The organism is Bradyrhizobium sp. MI1.4, from assembly GCF_055811315.1.
Genome location: NZ_JBVVPP010000002.1, coordinates 323180 through 338330 on the forward strand (window position 1 = coordinate 323180; position 15151 = coordinate 338330).

15 protein-coding genes are annotated in these 15151 nt (G+C 64.8%); 7 read left to right on the plus strand and 8 right to left on the minus strand.

Annotation, left to right across the window (positions count from 1 at the left end):
- The first annotated feature begins 407 nt into the window (after positions 1 to 407).
- From AC0L23_RS03840 to AC0L23_RS03850, 3 genes are all read left to right on the plus strand, one after another.
- Positions 408 to 617 (plus strand): hypothetical protein, encoded by a 210-nt coding sequence (locus tag AC0L23_RS03840; protein WP_085361611.1) that lies wholly within the window; start codon positions 408 to 410, stop codon positions 615 to 617.
- Between the two features lie 25 nt (positions 618 to 642).
- Complete coding sequence (locus AC0L23_RS03845; protein ID WP_162847278.1) at positions 643 to 816, plus strand: hypothetical protein; 174 nt, start codon at positions 643 to 645, stop codon at positions 814 to 816.
- 147 nt (positions 817 to 963) lie between these two features.
- On the plus strand, positions 964 to 1134 hold the full coding sequence (locus tag AC0L23_RS03850) for a hypothetical protein (RefSeq protein WP_157642917.1): 171 nt from the start codon (positions 964 to 966) through the stop codon (positions 1132 to 1134).
- A gap of 15 nt (positions 1135 to 1149) precedes the next feature.
- Here AC0L23_RS03850 and AC0L23_RS03855 read toward each other — a convergent pair whose 3' ends face one another.
- The 4 genes from AC0L23_RS03855 to AC0L23_RS03870 all read right to left on the minus strand — a co-directional run bounded on the left by AC0L23_RS03855 (position 1150) and on the right by AC0L23_RS03870 (position 3977).
- Complete coding sequence (locus tag AC0L23_RS03855) at positions 1150 to 1368, minus strand: hypothetical protein (protein ID WP_018454617.1); 219 nt, start codon at positions 1366 to 1368, stop codon at positions 1150 to 1152.
- A 110-nt stretch (positions 1369 to 1478) separates the two neighbouring features.
- A complete protein-coding gene (locus AC0L23_RS03860) occupies positions 1479 to 1925 on the minus strand; it encodes a GNAT family N-acetyltransferase (RefSeq protein ID WP_085361610.1) in 447 nt (148 codons plus the stop codon).
- The gene (locus AC0L23_RS03865; protein WP_085361609.1) at positions 1925 to 2953 is read right to left on the minus strand and encodes a peptidoglycan -binding protein; all 1029 of its coding nucleotides are present in this window, start codon (positions 2951 to 2953) and stop codon (positions 1925 to 1927) included. Before AC0L23_RS03865 ends, AC0L23_RS03860 begins: the two co-directional genes overlap by 1 nt.
- A 4-nt stretch (positions 2954 to 2957) precedes the next feature.
- Complete coding sequence (locus AC0L23_RS03870) at positions 2958 to 3977, minus strand: flagellar motor protein MotA (RefSeq protein ID WP_018454614.1); 1020 nt, start codon at positions 3975 to 3977, stop codon at positions 2958 to 2960.
- 218 nt (positions 3978 to 4195) lie between these two features.
- On the opposite strand from AC0L23_RS03870, the gene AC0L23_RS03875 reads away from it, so the two are divergent.
- The 4 genes from AC0L23_RS03875 to AC0L23_RS03890 all read left to right on the plus strand — a co-directional run bounded on the left by AC0L23_RS03875 (position 4196) and on the right by AC0L23_RS03890 (position 11204).
- Complete coding sequence (locus AC0L23_RS03875) at positions 4196 to 5215, plus strand: SAM-dependent methyltransferase (RefSeq protein WP_085385084.1); 1020 nt, start codon at positions 4196 to 4198, stop codon at positions 5213 to 5215.
- 231 nt (positions 5216 to 5446) lie between these two features.
- Complete coding sequence (locus tag AC0L23_RS03880; RefSeq protein WP_085351844.1) at positions 5447 to 6640, plus strand: efflux RND transporter periplasmic adaptor subunit; 1194 nt, start codon at positions 5447 to 5449, stop codon at positions 6638 to 6640.
- 6 nt (positions 6641 to 6646) lie between these two features.
- Entirely contained in the window at positions 6647 to 9802 is a 3156-nt protein-coding gene (locus AC0L23_RS03885) for a multidrug efflux RND transporter permease subunit (RefSeq protein WP_473356770.1), read from the plus strand.
- A 262-nt stretch (positions 9803 to 10064) separates the two neighbouring features.
- Positions 10065 to 11204: an AAA family ATPase gene (locus AC0L23_RS03890; protein ID WP_085361605.1), complete on the plus strand. Its 1140-nt coding sequence runs from the start codon at positions 10065 to 10067 to the stop codon at positions 11202 to 11204.
- Positions 11205 to 11237: 33 nt separating this feature from the next.
- Here the strand turns inward: AC0L23_RS03890 and AC0L23_RS03895 are convergent, their stop codons facing one another.
- The 4 genes from AC0L23_RS03895 to AC0L23_RS03910 form a co-directional block, all read right to left on the minus strand.
- Entirely contained in the window at positions 11238 to 12023 is a 786-nt protein-coding gene (locus AC0L23_RS03895; RefSeq protein WP_018454609.1) for an inositol monophosphatase family protein, read from the minus strand.
- An 85-nt stretch (positions 12024 to 12108) separates the two neighbouring features.
- Complete coding sequence (locus AC0L23_RS03900) at positions 12109 to 13203, minus strand: tetratricopeptide repeat protein (protein WP_018454608.1); 1095 nt, start codon at positions 13201 to 13203, stop codon at positions 12109 to 12111.
- Positions 13204 to 13211: 8 nt separating this feature from the next.
- Positions 13212 to 13886 (minus strand): thiamine phosphate synthase, encoded by a 675-nt coding sequence (locus tag AC0L23_RS03905; protein WP_018454607.1) that lies wholly within the window; start codon positions 13884 to 13886, stop codon positions 13212 to 13214.
- A gap of 3 nt (positions 13887 to 13889) precedes the next feature.
- Positions 13890 to 14915, minus strand: coding sequence for a class I fructose-bisphosphate aldolase (locus tag AC0L23_RS03910; RefSeq protein WP_085361604.1), 1026 nt, complete (start codon positions 14913 to 14915; stop codon positions 13890 to 13892).
- Positions 14916 to 15151: the final 236 nt, after the last annotated feature.

A 15151-nucleotide genomic window follows, 5' to 3' on the forward strand; every position in this document is an offset into this window, starting at 1 on the left:
GTAGTCTGGACTGCCGCTTCATTCAGGCTGTCATCCCCCGCGCAGGCGGGCGATCGAGACGGAAGTGATCAAGCGATAAGCCGCGGCGTACTGGATTCCCCGCCTCCGCGGGGAATGACAGCGGAGCTTTTGGCGAGAGCGTCGCACCACGTGGTCTCCCTTCGTAGCCGGGTCGATAGCGGACATTTGTCGATCTGATCGGCTGCGCGATTCGAATCGGCCACATCGTAAGGTGATCGATGGAAGCGGCGCTGCTGGCTGTCGCAGAACATGGGCGTCGTCGTTTTGATGAGTTTCGGAATGCTCGTCGTTGGCTTCAGGAATTTCGGACAGCGTTGGCGCGCGCGGAGGGAGTGGACGGCCGCGGCTGCTGAAGCTAGGGTTCGGGCCGACCCAGGAGAAGCCAAATGCCTTATTCGACAGCCGACCAGACCCGAGGCGAGCGCAACGGCAAGCTTGTCGCCGACGTCTTCTGCGCGCTCTTGCTTGCTACCTTTTCCGTGGTCTTCTTCGGTTGGCTCGGCGGTCTGGCCGCCTTCATTGTCGTCGAAAGTTGCCTGCTCGCAATCGATTGGGTGATTCCTAGCAAGAACGATGCGGCAGGCGTTGTTCGTTGAGCTGACGGAGTGGACGGTGTTGTGAATGATTGTTCTGATCGGTCCGGTACTGTTCATCCTCCTCATCCTGTTCGCTATTCGACAGCAAAAGCGCGGCCTTGCGGGGTGGAAAGCGGCGCTGCTTGTTGTCGCTGGTAGCGGCGTCATCGTTGTGCTGAGTTTCGGATTGCCCATCGTGGGCTTCCGGAATTTCGGATAGGGCAGCCCGCGCCCCTGAGCCGAGTGGATGAACCTTGCAGTTCCCCCGGATGTGGCGCCTAATCAGGTATCGCCGGCCAAAGGCTCGTCCGTAGGCGTCGGTGCCTGAGAGATGATTTGTGCTCCCGCCTCAATGGGAGTGCGCCTCATGGCCCCGCCATTCAGCAAGGAAACCCACGAACTTTTGGAGCGGGCGCAGCGAGCGATCGATGAGTCGATCCGGCTTCGCGAAGACAGCCAACGCGCGATCCGCCAAGCCGAAAGCTGGCAGTTCGAGCTTGAACTCCGCTTGAGCCGAGAGCGCACCGCGGCGAGTTGACGGCAGCACTGCTTATCAGCACTTCGGCGACAGCGCCGGCACGTTCGGCCATGGCCAGTTCTTCCAGCTCCCGTCCTCATCAACGCAGGCCGATGGCCCAAGGCCATTCGTCGGAGCACTCGTCGTCTTGACCGGCGTGGCGAGGTGCTGGTCGACATAGCTCGTCGAAACATATCCGGCGACGATGACGCCGAGCAGGACCGAAGACCCCTTGGCCAGATCGCTCAATTTCATCGGTCATCTCCATCCGCTTGCCGGCGCAACTTGCGGGCACAACGACTAGCTGACGTCCTGGGATCCCGACGTGACGGCCGTCACGCGTCCAGAATCAAGATCGCCAGAATCTAAGGTTGCCAAATCATCTTCAGCACCGGACGTCCCGAGGTCGGGTTCACCTCGTCGCCGGCATGCGCGAAGCCGTTGCGCTCGTAGAAGCGGATGGCGCGGCTGTTGTCCTTGTTGACAAGCAGTGTCACGCCCGCCGGTGACAGGCGCTTGGCCTCATCCACCAGCAGCCGCGCCGCGTCCGAGCCCCAGTGCGCGGGATCGACCACGAGCTGGTCGAGATAACCGTCGCCGTCGATGGTGACGAAGCCGGTCAGCGCGCCGTCCTGCTCCGCGACCACGATCGAAGCCTTCGGCACCAGCTCCTTGCGCCAGCGCTCGCGCCACCAGTCCAGGCGGGCCGCGAAGTCGATCTGCGGATAGGCCTGCTGCCAGGTGCGATGCCACAGGTCAATCGAGGCGGCCTCGTCCTCGGGACGGTAAGGGCGGAGGTGGAGGGCGCTCACTACCGCTCCGTCAGCTTCAGCTCGATGCGGCGGTTGCGCTTGTAGGCTTCCTCGGTGTTGGCCGTGTCGAGCGGCTGGAATTCGCCGAAGCCGGCGGCGACCAGGCGCTGGGCCGACACGCCGAGCGAGATCAGGTACTGCACCACGGAGATCGAGCGCGCGGCCGAGAGGTCCCAGTTCGACTTGAAGTTCGGACCGTTGACTGGGCGCACGTCGGTATGGCCGTCGACACGCAGCACCCAGGGGATCTCGTTCGGGATTTTCTTGTCGAGATCGATCAGCGCGGTTGCGAGCGTGTCGAGCTCGGCGCGGCCTTCGGGCAGCAGCACCGCCTGTCCGGTGTCGAAGAAAACTTCGGACTGGAATACGAAGCGATCGCCGACGATGCGGATGTCGGGGCGGTTGCCGAGGATGGCGCGCAGGCGGCCGAAGAATTCCGAGCGATAGCGCGACAATTCCTGCACGCGCTGCGCCAGGGCGACATTCAGGCGAGAGCCCAGGTCGGCGATGCGATTTTGCGATTCCTTGTCGCGCTTCTCGCTAACGTCGAGCGCCTCTTCCAGCGCGGCCAATTGCCGCCGCAGCGCGCTGATCTGCTGGTTCAGCACCTCGATCTGCGCCAGCGCCCGGGCCGAAACCGCCTTCTCGGAATCCAGCGCCTTGCCGAGCTCGGAGGACTTGCCTTGCGCATCGTTGCCGGCCGCGGCGAGCCCCTCATAGAGGCCCTTGATGCGGTCGCGCTCGCTCTCGGCCGAAGCGAGGCCGGCCTTCAGCGACGAGACCTGGTCGTCGAGCGTGAGCTTGCCGAGCTTCTCCAGCGACAGTAATTCGTTGAGCTGCGCGATCTTGGCGTTGAGCTGCTCCAGCGCCTTGTCCTTGCCGGTGACCTCCTGCGACAGGAAGAACTGCACGACCAGGAACACCGACAGCAGGAACACGATCGACAGCACCAGCGTCGACAGCGCGTCGACGAAGCCGGGCCAGTAGTTGAAGGAGGTATCGCCGCGGCGACCGCGCGCCAGTGCCATGTCGCTAACCCTTCTCGGGCTGACGCGCGATGCGCTCCAGCAGGCGCCGGATCTCGCGGTTCTGCTCGCCCTGGCCGTCGGCCCATTCGCGGATCATCTGCTGCTCGGTCCGCATATGCGAGACCAGCGCCTGGATGGCTTCGGCGAGGCTCGCCATCGCCGCGGTGGTGCCGCGGCTGCCGCTGCCTTCCTCGAGCACGGAGCGTAAGCGCTCGACGACGGCCTGAAGCTCGCCGCTGGCAATGCCACCGCCAGTGCCGGCAACAGCCACCTCGCCGCTGCCATATTCGCGCACGGTGGTGGCAAGCCAGTCTTCGAGGTCGGTGTAGAAACGGTTCTGCGCCTGGCTCGATTGCAGGTCGAGGAAGCCCAGGATCAGCGAGCCGGCGAGGCCGAACAGCGAGCTCGAGAACGAGATGCCCATGCCGCCGAGTGGGGCGGCCAGCCCCTCCTTCAGCGTGTCGAACAGGGCGCCGGAATCTCCGCCGACCTTGAGCCCGTCGATCACCTTGCCGACCGAGCCGACCGTTTCGATCAGGCCCCAGAAGGTGCCGAGCAGGCCGAGGAAGACCAGCAGCCCGGTCATGTAGCGGGAGATGTCGCGGGCCTCGTCGAGGCGGGTCGCGATCGAATCGAGCAGGTGCCGCATGGTGGTCTGGGTGATCGACATCCGCCCGGTGCGCTCGCCGCCGAGGATCATCGCCATCGGCGCCAGCAGCTTGGGGTGGCGGGCGGGCGCAAGGCCGGGATCGGCGATGCGGAAATTGTTGACCCAGGAGACTTCGGGATACAGCCGGATCACCTGGCGGAAGGCCAGGATGATGCCGATGAACAGCACGCCGCCGATCAGGGCATTGAGGCCGGGATTGGCGAAGAAGGCCTGGATGATCTGCTTATAGAGCACCACGCCCACCAGGGTGCAGAGCACCAGGAAGACCAGCATCCGCACCAGAAAGACGCTGGGCGAGGAAAGCTTGGTGTATTCGATGTCGAGGGAGGAGCGGGGCGAGGCGCCTGGCGGCATGGCCGGTATCATCCGTTAACTTGCTTGCGGGGCGCACTATGGCACAGCGCCAGCCCAAAAAAAGCGCCGGATGCGCCGATTTCGGGCAGAGCTGGGGAACCCAAAGCTGAAACCGGGCTTTGGTAAGGACGTACTTTGCAAATCGTCGGCATTCCACAGGTTCAAGTCGCACTTTTTCCCCTGGCGCCAAAACCCGCCGCCCAAGACGGAGTCGTCGCATGAGCGTCGTGTCCGCGATCATCGGGACTGCCGAACGGGTGCCGTTGCCTGATGTCGTGATCCGCGCGGCGATCCAGCGCCTGTGCTCGCGCACGGTGACGCGCCTGTCCGCGCTGGGCGGGGCGGACGATGCCGCCTTCGCCGGGCGGATGATGCTGCGGCCGATCGCCGAGGACGCGGATGCCGAGCACGACGAGGTGCCCGCTTCGTTCTTTGCGAAGGTGCTCGGTCCCAACCGCAAATACTCCTGCTGCTTCTACAAGACCGACGCGACCACCTTGCGGGAGGCCGAGGAGGAGGCGCAGCGCCAGACCGCCGAGCATGCCGCTCTCGCCGATGGTCAGACCATCCTCGAGCTCGGCTGCGGCTGGGGCTCGCTGTCGCTGTGGATGGCGCGGCAGTTTCCGCACGCCAAGGTGACGGCGGTGTCGAGCTCGCAGGCGCAGCGCGCCCATATCGAGGAAGAGGCGCGGCTGCGCGGTCTCCTCAACCTGCGGGTGATCTGCGCCGACATCAACGTGTTCGCGCCCGACGGGCAATTCGACCGCATCGTGTCGGTCGAGATGTTCGAGCACGTGATGAACTGGCGCAAGCTGATGACGCGCTTGCGATCATGGCTCGCGCCGGAGGGGCGGTTCTTCATGCACATCGTCGCCCATCGCTCCGGCTCTCACCTGTTCGACCGGGCCGATCGCGACGACTGGATCGCGCAGCGCGTCTCCACGGGCGGGCTGATGCCGAGCCATCACCTCGTCAGGCAATTCGACGATATTTTCACCGTCGAGAAGGAATGGTGCTGGAGCGGCACGCACTATCAGCGCACCGCCAACGACTGGCTCGCAAATTTCGACGCGCATCGCGACGCCGTCGAGGCGGCCTTACGCAACATCCATGGCGAGGAGACCGCCCAGCGAATGCGACGCTGGCGCTGGTTCTTTCTCGCGACCTCGGGCCTGTTCGGCTATGCCGACGGAACCGAGTGGGGCGTCAGCCACTACCGGATGAAGGCGGCGGGGTAATTGCGGTCTTCTGACGCAGCACGCGGTGATGGAACCGGACTCACAATCGGGTGAGACGCGAAAAACGCCGTGAACTCAGCACCCTAGGCCGTGTGACATTGGGCCGCCCGCAAGGTGCGTTGCGTCGCAGCACGTCCGCTCTATTTTGACCGCATCAGCCGCGTGCTATGGCCCAGAACGGGCCTCGCGCCGAGCGTGATCGGTTTCAACAATATCGGGGCACCCCATTTCATGTCAGGACTTCGCGCGCGATCGGCATGCGTTGCAATGATGCTCGCGGCCTTTACGCCGCTGTTGGCGGGCTGCGACGAATCCAGCTCCGCCATTTCAGCCGCCCAGCCCAACGACCCCGACGTCAGCATCGTCATCGTCAAGCCGCAGCCGCGTGCCGTGGTGCGCGAGCTGCCGGGCCGCATTGCGCCGACGCGCGTCTCCGACGTGCGGCCGCGCGTGTCCGGCATCGTGGTCGAGCGCCTGTTCCGGCAGGGCAGCGAGGTGAAGGCCGGCGATCCACTGTATCGGATCGATCCGCGTCCGTTCGAGGTCGAGGTGATGGCCAACGAGGCTGCGGTCGCCAAGGCCGAGGCCGCGTTGATGCAGTCCCAGCAGCAGGCGCGCCGCATCGCCACGCTCACCAGCCAGCGCGCCGCGCCCGAAGCCGAGAACGAGAAGGCGATCGCGGCCGAGCGCCAGGCCCATGCCGAGGTCGAGGGCCGCAAGGCCGATCTCGCGCGCGCAAAGCTCAATCTCGACTATGCCACCGTACGCGCGCCGATCGACGGCGTCGTCGGTGCCGCCCTGGTCAGCGAGGGCGCGCTCGCGGTTCAGAACGAGACCAATCTGGCCACCATTCAGCAGCTCGATCCGATCTACGCCGACTTCACCCAGTCGGTGAACGAGCTCAACCAGCTCCGCCGCGCCTTCGAGAGCGGTGACCTCGAGCGCATCGCGCCCGACGCCGCCAAGGTGCATCTCGTGCTCGACGACAACACCCTCTACTCGCTCGACGGCAAGTTGCTGTTTTCGGATGCCAAGGTCGACGCCAATACCGGTCAGGTGACCTTGCGTGGTGAGTTCCGCAATCCGAAGCGCGAGCTGCTGCCGGGCATGTATGTCCGCGTCCGCATCGACCAGGGTCTCGATAGCGATGCGATCGCCGTGCCGCAGCAGGCGATTCAGCGCAATGGCGGCGGCGGCAGCGAGGTGTTCGTCGTCAAGGACGACAATCGCATCTCGGTGCAGCCGGTGCGCACCGGTTCGGTGCAGGACGGCATCTGGTTCGTCACCGACGGCCTGAAGGCTGGCGACAAGGTCGTGGTCGAAGGCTTCCAGAAGTTCGCCGCCGGCGACAAGGTCAAGCCGCAATCCTGGTCGGAAGCGGATGCGACCGCCGACAACCGGCACGCCCAGAAGCTGATGCGGTAATAGACCATGGCGAGCTTCTTCATCGACAGGCCGATCTTCGCCTGGGTCGTCGCGCTGTTCATCTGTCTGGTCGGCGCAATTTCGATTCCGCTGTTGCCGATCGCGCAGTACCCGATCATCGCGCCGCCCTCGATCTCGATCTCGACCAGCTATCCCGGTGCCTCGCCCGAGAACCTCTACAACAGCGTCACGCGGCTGATCGAGGAGGAGCTCAACGGCGCCTCCGGCATCCTCAATTTCGAATCGACCAGCGACTCGCTCGGCCAGGTCGAGATCATCGCCAATTTCGTGCCGGGCACCGATACCAGCGCCGCCTCGGTCGAGGTGCAGAACCGCATCAAGCGCGTCGAGGCGCGGCTGCCGCGCGCGGTGATCCAGCAGGGCATTCTGATCGAGGAGGCCTCCAGCGCGGTGCTCCAGATCATCACGCTGAACTCGACCGACGGCAGCCTGGATGAAGTCGGCCTCGGCGACTTCATGATCCGGAACGTGCTCGGCGAGATCCGCCGCATCCCCGGCGTCGGACGCGCCACGCTGTATTCGACCGAACGCAGCCTGCGCGTCTGGGTCGATCCGGCAAAGCTGGTCGGCTATGGTCTGACCGCCGACGACGTCAACAAGGCCATTGCCGCGCAGAACGCGCAGGTCGCTTCCGGCAGCATCGGCGCCGAGCCGTCGACCTCGACCCAGCGCACCTCCGCGCTGGTGCTGGTCAAGGGCCAGCTCTCGTCCCCGGATGAATTCGGCACCATCATCCTGCGCGCCAATGCCGACGGCTCGACCGTGCGGCTGCGCGATGTCGCGCGGATCGAGGTCGGCGGCCTCAGCTACCAGTTCAACACCCGTCTCGATGGCAAGCCGACCGCCGGTCTTTCCGTGCTGATGTCGCCGACCGGCAATGCGCTGGCGACCGCGAGCGCCGTCGAAGAGAAGATGAAGGAGCTGTCTCGCTTCTTCCCGGCCAATATCGGCTACGAGATTCCATACAACATCACGCCCGTGGTCGAGGCCTCGATCAAGAAGGTGTTGTCGACGCTGGTCGAAGCCATCGTGCTGGTGTTCGTGGTGATGTTCCTGTTCCTGCAGAACATCCGCTACACCATCATTCCGACCATCGTGGTGCCGGTGGCGCTGCTGGGCGCCTGTACCACGCTGCTGCTCGCCGGCTATTCCATCAACATGCTCTCGATGTTCGGCATGGTGCTCGCCGTCGGCATCCTCGTCGACGATGCCATCGTCGTAGTCGAGAACGTCGAGCGCATCATGGCCGAGGAGGGCCTGCCGCCCAAGGAAGCGACCCGGAAAGCGATGTCGCAGATCACCGGCGCCATCATCGGTATCACGCTGGTCTTGATGGCCGTGTTCGTGCCGATGGCGTTCTTCCCGGGCTCGGTCGGCATCATCTACCGCCAGTTCTCCGTGACCATGGTCGCCGCGATCGGCTTCTCGGCCTTCCTCGCGCTGTCGCTGACGCCGGCACTGTGTGCGACGCTGCTCAAGCCCGTCGCGGCCGGTCATGGCCATGCCAAGAAGGGCGTGTTCGGCTGGTTCAACCGCATGCTCGACGGCAGCAAGGAGGGATATTCCCGCACCGTCGGCTTCTCGCTGAAGCGCACCGGCCGCTTGATGCTGGTCTATGTCGCGCTGCTCGCCGGCCTGTCCTGGGCCTTCGTCAATCTGCCCGGCGGCTTCCTGCCCGTCGACGACCAGGGCTTCGTCACCACCGACGTGCAGACGCCGTCGGACTCGTCCTACGGCCGGACCGAGGCGGTGATCGAGAAAGTGGAAAAATACCTGGCGCAGCGTCCGGGCGTCGACAACGTCACCTTCCTCACCGGCTTCAGCTTCTCCGGCCAGGGCATGAACACCGCGCAGGCCTTCATCACCCTGAAGGACTGGTCGGAACGCGGGCCGAAGGATTCTGCGGCCGCGATCGTCGCCGACATCAACCGCGATTTGTCGTCGTCGATCCGCGACGCAAAAAAAATTTCCGCGCTGCAGCCGCCGCCGATCGACAATCTCGGCAACTCCTCGGGCTTCTCGTTCCGTCTCCAGGACCGCGGCCAGAAGGGTTATCCGGCCTTGATGCGCGCCGCCGATCAGTTGATCGCGGAGGCCAATGCGAGCGCTGTGCTTCAGAAGGTCTATGTCGAAGGCCTGCCCGAGGCCGGCGTGGTCAATCTCGTGATCGACCGCGAAAAGGCGGGCGCCTTCGGCGTCACCTTCGAGGACATCAACAATACGATCTCGACCAATCTCGGCTCGAACTACATCAACGACTTCCCGAACCGCGGCCGCATGCAGCGTGTCGTGGTGCAGGCCGATGCCCGCGACCGCATGCGGACCGAGGACATCCTCAACTACAACGTCAAGAACAGCCGCGGCCAGCTCGTGCCATTCTCGTCCTTTACCACCGTGGAATGGGCGCGCGGACCGACGCAGATCGCCGGCTTCAACTACTATCCGGCGGTGCGCATCTCCGGCGAGGCGAAACCCGGCTTCACTTCAGGCGATGCCATCGCCGAGATGGAACGGCTCGCCGGCAAGCTGCCGCGCGGCTTCGGCTATGAATGGACCGGACAGTCGCTCCAGGAGAAGCTGTCGGGCTCGCAGGCGCCGTTCCTGCTCGGGCTCTCGGTATTCGTGGTGTTCCTGTGCCTGGCCGCGCTCTACGAGAGCTGGACCATTCCGCTCGCGGTGCTGCTCACCGTGCCGCTCGGCATCGTCGGCGCCGTGGTCGCAGCGATGCTGCGCGGCCTGCCCAACGACGTCTATTTCACCGTCGGCCTGATCACCATCATTGGCCTTGCGGCCAAGGACGCGATCTTGATCATCGAGTTCGCCAAGGATCTTCGAAAAGAAGGCAAGCCGCTGGTGGACGCCACCATCGAGGCCTGCCGCCTGCGCTTCCGCCCGATCCTGATGACCGGCCTTGCCTTCATCTGCGGCGTGCTGCCGATGGCCATCGCCCATGGCGCCGGCGGCGCCAGCCAGCAGGCGCTCGGCAGTGTCGTGATGGGCGGCATGATCGCGGTAGTGATCCTGGCGCTGCTGATGGTGCCGGTGTTCTTCGTCTCGGTGCAGCGCGTGCTGGGCGGGGATCGGGAGAAGGCGGCGAAGCAGGGCGAGATGTACGGGCCGCCGGCGCCGGCCAAGCTGTAAGGTGAGGTGTCATGCCCCGCGCAGGCGGGGCATGCCGTACCCCGCGGCCTTTCCGTATCCGAGCGGCGTCTCTGGAATACTGGATCATCCGCCTTCGCGGATGATGACCGTCGGGTTTGCGCTGGTGAGAGTCGGCCATTGAACGCCGGATCGGTCGGCTTGATTTCTCGGAGGCCTCAATCCAGACTGCACCCCTGGATTGAAACATCGTATTCGCACCTTACTGCGAATGCGGAGATAGCCCGCCGATTGAGAGCATGTGATGCGTCCGACCGACATTGCGATCTCGAACTATCGCTCCATTCGGCGGCTCTCCATACCCATCCATCCCCTGTCGGTGTTCGTCGGCGAAAATGGAGTCGGCAAGTCCAATCTCTACAAGTCCTTGTCGCTGTTGCGCGACGCGGCGACCGGTCAGATCACCCGCACGATCGCCGATGAAGGCGGTTTGAATTCGGTCTGCTGGTCCGGCATACGCAAGCGAGGCGAAGACGGGCGGCTGCGGCTGTCGGCGACATTCGACGGCATGAGATATTCCATCGAGCTCGGATTTCCCAGCCCGCTTCAGGCGGCATTTTCCGGCGAGCCGATGATCAAGGCCGAAACGATCGAAACGACGCGCGGCAAACGCACGGTCAAGCTGATGGAGCGGATAAACTCGCTCATCAGCGTCCGCGGCGAGAGTGGCGCCTGGAACGCTCACAAGGATGCGGTGCTGCCGTCAGAGACCGCGCTTGCGGCTTTTTCCGATGGCAAGCAATGCCCGGAAATCGACCTGATCAGAAATGCAATGCTGGGCTGGCGATTCTATCATGACTTTCGCACTGATCCGGCGTCACCGATACGAAAGCCTTGTCTGGCGATCGCAACGCCCTCGCTCAGCGCCGATGGCATCGATCTGGCTGCCACCCTGGCGACCCTCTATGTCATTCGGGAAGACGCCAACGACCTGCAGGACGCGATCCAGGATGCATTCCCGGGTGCCGAACTCCGCGCATGGGAAGAAAATGGCAGGTGTGAATTCGATCTGCAATTGCCGGATATGCCGCGGCCGTTCAGGGCTCATGAACTATCCGACGGGACGCTGAAATACATCTGCCTGCTCGCGGTATTCATGGGCTATCGGCTGCCGCCGTTCATTGCGCTGAACGAACCCGAGACCAGCCTGCATCCGTCGCTGCTTGCGCCGCTGGCCCGGCTCATCGCCAAGGCATCGCGCCGCGCCGACATCTGGATTGTCACCCATTCGGAACAGTTGATGGACGCACTGCGAAGCGAGAGTTCGGTCCCGCTCCGCCGGGTGATCAAGTCGAAAGGCGCCACGGCGATCGAGGGCCTGACCATCGGCGGTGAATATCGCGACGACGAAGCCGACGAGGACGATGAGGACGACGATTCCTAACCGTCGTCGATCGAGCCGTCGTGCTGCTGCGGCCTACTTCCGCAAGATCTTCACCAGTTCCCCGTGCACGTATTCATTCCCGCACACGACATTGCCTGTCACCAGCGCGTCGCCCGGCGTATCGATGTCGGTGATCGTTCCGCCCGCTTCGCGCAGCATGATCAGGCCCGCCGCGATGTCCCAGGATTGCAAATTGCGCTCCCAGTAGCCGTCGAGGCGGCCGGCGGCGACGAAGGCCAAGTCGAGCGAGGCGGCGCCGAAGCGGCGCAGGCCGGCGACGCGCTCCTGCATCGCGGTCATCTCGCGACGGAATTCCTCGTGGTCGCCGCGGCCGATATGAGGCAGGCCGCAGGCCACCACGCATTCGTTGAGCTGACGGCGGCCGGCTACGCGCAGCCGCTGGTCGTTGAGGAAGGCGCCCTTGCCGCGCTCGGCGATGTAGAGCTCGTCATTGGCGGGATTGTAGATCACGCCGGCGATGATCGTGCCCTCGCGCGAAAGCCCGATCGAGATCGCGAATTGCGGGATGCCGTGCAGGAAGTTGGTGGTGCCGTCGAGCGGATCGACGATCCAGGTATGGCTCTTGTCGGAGCCCTCGCGTGTTCCGCCTTCCTCGCCGATGAAGCCGTAGCCGGGCCGCGCCTTGGCGAGGTCCTGGTAGAGGATCTCCTCGGCGCGCTTGTCGGCCAGCGAGACGAAATTCGCCGGTCCTTTCAGCGAGACCTGGAGATGCTCGATCTCGCCGAGATCGCGCTTGAGGCTGCGGCCGGCGCGGCGCGCGGCCTTGACCATGACGTTGATAGTTGCGGAATACAGCATGAGCTTCCGGTCTTGATCGGGGGAAATGGCGCGAAATCGCGCCTGTTTGAGGGATGGGGTGCCCTGCGGGGGCCTCAACGTCAAGTCATTTGGCCCCGAGCCATTTCCTGGCGGCGGCCTCGGCCTTGGCCCGGTCCTCGGCCGGCAAATCGGACAATTGCTTGTCCAGCTCCGGATCGCCCTTGCCGGAGGTCTTGGCCACCAGATGCCATTTGAAGCCCTCGACCTTGTCCACGGCCGTGCCCATGCCGTTGATCAGCACCCAGGCCAGCCGGTTCTGCGCGATCGCGCTGCCCTGGCGGGACGCCTTGCGGAGCAGGGCGACGGCCGCCGGCTGGTTCTTCGGCGTGCCTGTGCCGTTGAACAGCGCAATGGCGTATTCGACCTCGGCATCGACATTGTCGGTCAGCGTGGCGACCTGGAGCAGACGCACCGCCCGTTCCAAATCCTTCGGCACGCCAGTGCCTTCCTTGTAGAAGGTCGCGAGCGCGTATTGCGCCTCGGGCAGGCCGGCATCAGCCGCCTGGCGCAGCAGCTCGGCGGAGCGCTTGACGTCCTGCGGCAGGGTCTGGCCGTCGAGATAGAGCAGCGCGAGATTATAGGCCGCCTTGGGTTCGCCGAGCTTGGCGGCGGACGCCATCAGCTTGACCGCCTCATTTTTGTCGACCGGGCCGCCGCGGCCGGTCATCCTGAGCATGGCGAGCGCGAACATCGCTTCGCGGTCGCCGGCGTCGGAGGCGCGCTTGTACCATTGCAGCGCCTTGGTGTAGTCGCGTCGGATGCCCATGGCGTTGGAATAGAGCTCACCCAGCATGGTCATCGCTTTGGCATCGCCGGTTTCGGCACGGGCCGTGGCGAGTTCGAAGGCGGTCTTGTACTGGCCGCGCTGATAGGCGCCGTACACCAGATCGACGTTGGGGTTGTCGGTCGGCGGCGCCGGAATCACGGTCGCGGCCGGAGCAGGCTTTGGGGACGCGGAAGGTTTGGGGGAGGCTGAAGGTTTGGGTGCCGGCGGCGCTTCCTTCTTCTTGGTGATGGTGTGCGGCGTGGCCTTCGGCTTGTCTTTGGTTTTCTCGGCCGAAGCGCCCGGCGTTGCCACCGGCGGCGTGATCTGGAGCTGCGCGGCCGCGGGCGCCGTCAGCAGCAGCGTGGCCAGCATGATGATGCGCGGGAGCTTCATGTCGGGCGCTAGCCGTGCTCCTGGTCTGCAAGCGCAGTCGCATGAGCCTTCTTGATCGCAGCGTCGGCCTCGATCAGCGCAGCCTTGGGTCCGCGCGGATCGGCCCAGATGAAGTCGCCCACCAGCACGAAATCGGCGCCGCTGGCGGCGAATTCGTGGGCCTCCTCCAGCGAGATGGCAAAGCCGACGCAGGGCGGTTCGAACAGCTCGGCCCACCAGTCCAGCCGCTCAGCGATCGCTTGCGACGACGGCCGCTGGCCCTTTGCGTCGGGTTCGCCGAACAGCACGTAATCCGCGCCAATCTCGCCCGCATCCATGGAATGGTGCCGCGTTGTCAGCCCGCCAACGCCCGCGATGCGATCCGGCTTCAGCGATGGCAGCGCCTCTTTCAGCGCGGCGATGCCGGGCAGATGCGCGCCGTCGGCGCCGCCGCGTGCGACGAGCTCAGGATGGCCATCGACAAGCAGCGCCGCGCCCGCTTTCTGAGCCGGCGGCGCCAAGGCCTTGATCCGCGAGATCATGGTGCGCTGATCGGTCTGCTTCAGCCGCAGCAGCACGGCCGCGACATCGGCGGCGGCGAGCAGGCCGGGCAGCTCGGCCAGGAGCGAAGCGGGATCGTCGACGACAGGCGTCGCGAGATAAAGGCGCGGCGCCGGGCGCGGCGGAGGAGATTTGTTCGACAAGATCTAGGCCGCTTTCTGTTCCAGGCTGCTTTGCCATTCGCCTTTGCAGGCGAGGCCGTTCATGCGCGCGCGGTGACTGAATGCGCTTTGTCCGGCCGCGACGTTCTCGGCCTTGCCCGACCAGGCCTTCTGCGGCGCGGCCTGGAGTGCGCGACCATAGGAGAAGGTCAGGCCCCAGGGCAGCGGGCCGAGCTTGTGCATGGCGTTGAGATGCGCCGTTGCCTCTTCATCCGACTGGCCGCCGGAGAGGAAGGCGATGCCGGGCACCACCGCGGGCACGCATGCCTTGAGCAGCCATATCGTCTTCTCCGCAACCTCCTCGACGGAAGCCTGCTTCGCGCACTTCTTGCCGGAGATGGCCATGTTCGGCTTCAGCACCATGCCCTCGAGCGCGACGCGCTGCACGCGCAATTCCTGAAACGTCTTGTTGAGCACACGGCTCGTCACCTCATAGCAGCGATCGATGTCGTGATCGCCGTCCATCAACACTTCGGGTTCGACGATCGGCACGATCTGCGCGGCCTGGCACAGCGCTGCGTAGCGCGCCAGCGCGTGGGCGTTGACGCTGATCGCAGTCATGGAAGGGATGCCACTGCCGATGTCGATCACCGCGCGCCATTTGGCGAAGCGTGCGCCGCGCTCGTGATATTTCTTCAGCCGTTCGGCGAGCTTGTCGAGCCCGACGGTGACGAGCTCGCCCGGACACATCGGCAGGGCTTGGGTGCCTTCGTCGACCTTGATCCCGGGGATGGCGCCGCTGCTCTCGATCAGCTTGACCAGGGGCGTGCCGTCCTTCGCGTTCTGCCAGATCGTCTCGTCATAGAGGATGACGCCGGAGATGTAGCGGCTCATGGCTTCGTTCGAGCGGAACAGCATCTCGCGATAGTCGCGGCGGTTCTCTTCGGTCGATTCCACGCCGATCGCGTCGAAACGCTTCTTGATGGTGCCGGAGGATTCGTCGGCGGCAAGGATGCCCTTGCCGGGCGCGACCAGGGCGGTCGCGATCCTGTTCAGCTCAGTCAGATTCATCGAGATGTCCTCCCAAAACGATTCTGCCCTTGCCGGTGAAAATAGACCGTTCTCGGGCAAATGCCGAGTTAACGTTCGTCGCAGGGTAAGGGCTGGGGCAGCGTTGGGCCGGCCGGGCGACTCTTCACCTCGCCCCGCTTGCGGGGAGAGGTCGGATCGCCCTTGCGATCCGGGTGAGGGGGGTACAGGTCCCCCAGTCATCTCATCTGCCGAGAGAGCCCCTCACCCCAACCCTC

Bases quoted from the DNA above. Each gene is read 5' to 3' on its own strand.
- AC0L23_RS03840 (WP_085361611.1), top strand. From the start codon at position 408: ATGCCTTATTCGACAGCCGACCAGACCCGAGGCGAGCGCAACGGCAAG.
- AC0L23_RS03845 (WP_162847278.1), top strand. From the start codon at position 643: ATGATTGTTCTGATCGGTCCGGTACTGTTCATCCTCCTCATCCTGTTC.
- AC0L23_RS03850 (WP_157642917.1), top strand. From the start codon at position 964: ATGGCCCCGCCATTCAGCAAGGAAACCCACGAACTTTTGGAGCGGGCG.
- AC0L23_RS03855 (WP_018454617.1), bottom strand. From the start codon at position 1,368: ATGAAATTGAGCGATCTGGCCAAGGGGTCTTCGGTCCTGCTCGGCGTC.
- AC0L23_RS03865 (WP_085361609.1), bottom strand. From the start codon at position 2,953: ATGGCACTGGCGCGCGGTCGCCGCGGCGATACCTCCTTCAACTACTGG.
- AC0L23_RS03870 (WP_018454614.1), bottom strand. From the start codon at position 3,977: ATGCCGCCAGGCGCCTCGCCCCGCTCCTCCCTCGACATCGAATACACC.
- AC0L23_RS03875 (WP_085385084.1), top strand. From the start codon at position 4,196: ATGAGCGTCGTGTCCGCGATCATCGGGACTGCCGAACGGGTGCCGTTG.
- AC0L23_RS03880 (WP_085351844.1), top strand. From the start codon at position 5,447: ATGTCAGGACTTCGCGCGCGATCGGCATGCGTTGCAATGATGCTCGCG.
- AC0L23_RS03885 (WP_473356770.1), top strand. From the start codon at position 6,647: ATGGCGAGCTTCTTCATCGACAGGCCGATCTTCGCCTGGGTCGTCGCG.
- AC0L23_RS03890 (WP_085361605.1), top strand. From the start codon at position 10,065: ATGCGTCCGACCGACATTGCGATCTCGAACTATCGCTCCATTCGGCGG.
- AC0L23_RS03895 (WP_018454609.1), bottom strand. From the start codon at position 12,023: ATGCTGTATTCCGCAACTATCAACGTCATGGTCAAGGCCGCGCGCCGC.
- AC0L23_RS03900 (WP_018454608.1), bottom strand. From the start codon at position 13,203: ATGAAGCTCCCGCGCATCATCATGCTGGCCACGCTGCTGCTGACGGCG.
- AC0L23_RS03910 (WP_085361604.1), bottom strand. From the start codon at position 14,915: ATGAATCTGACTGAGCTGAACAGGATCGCGACCGCCCTGGTCGCGCCC.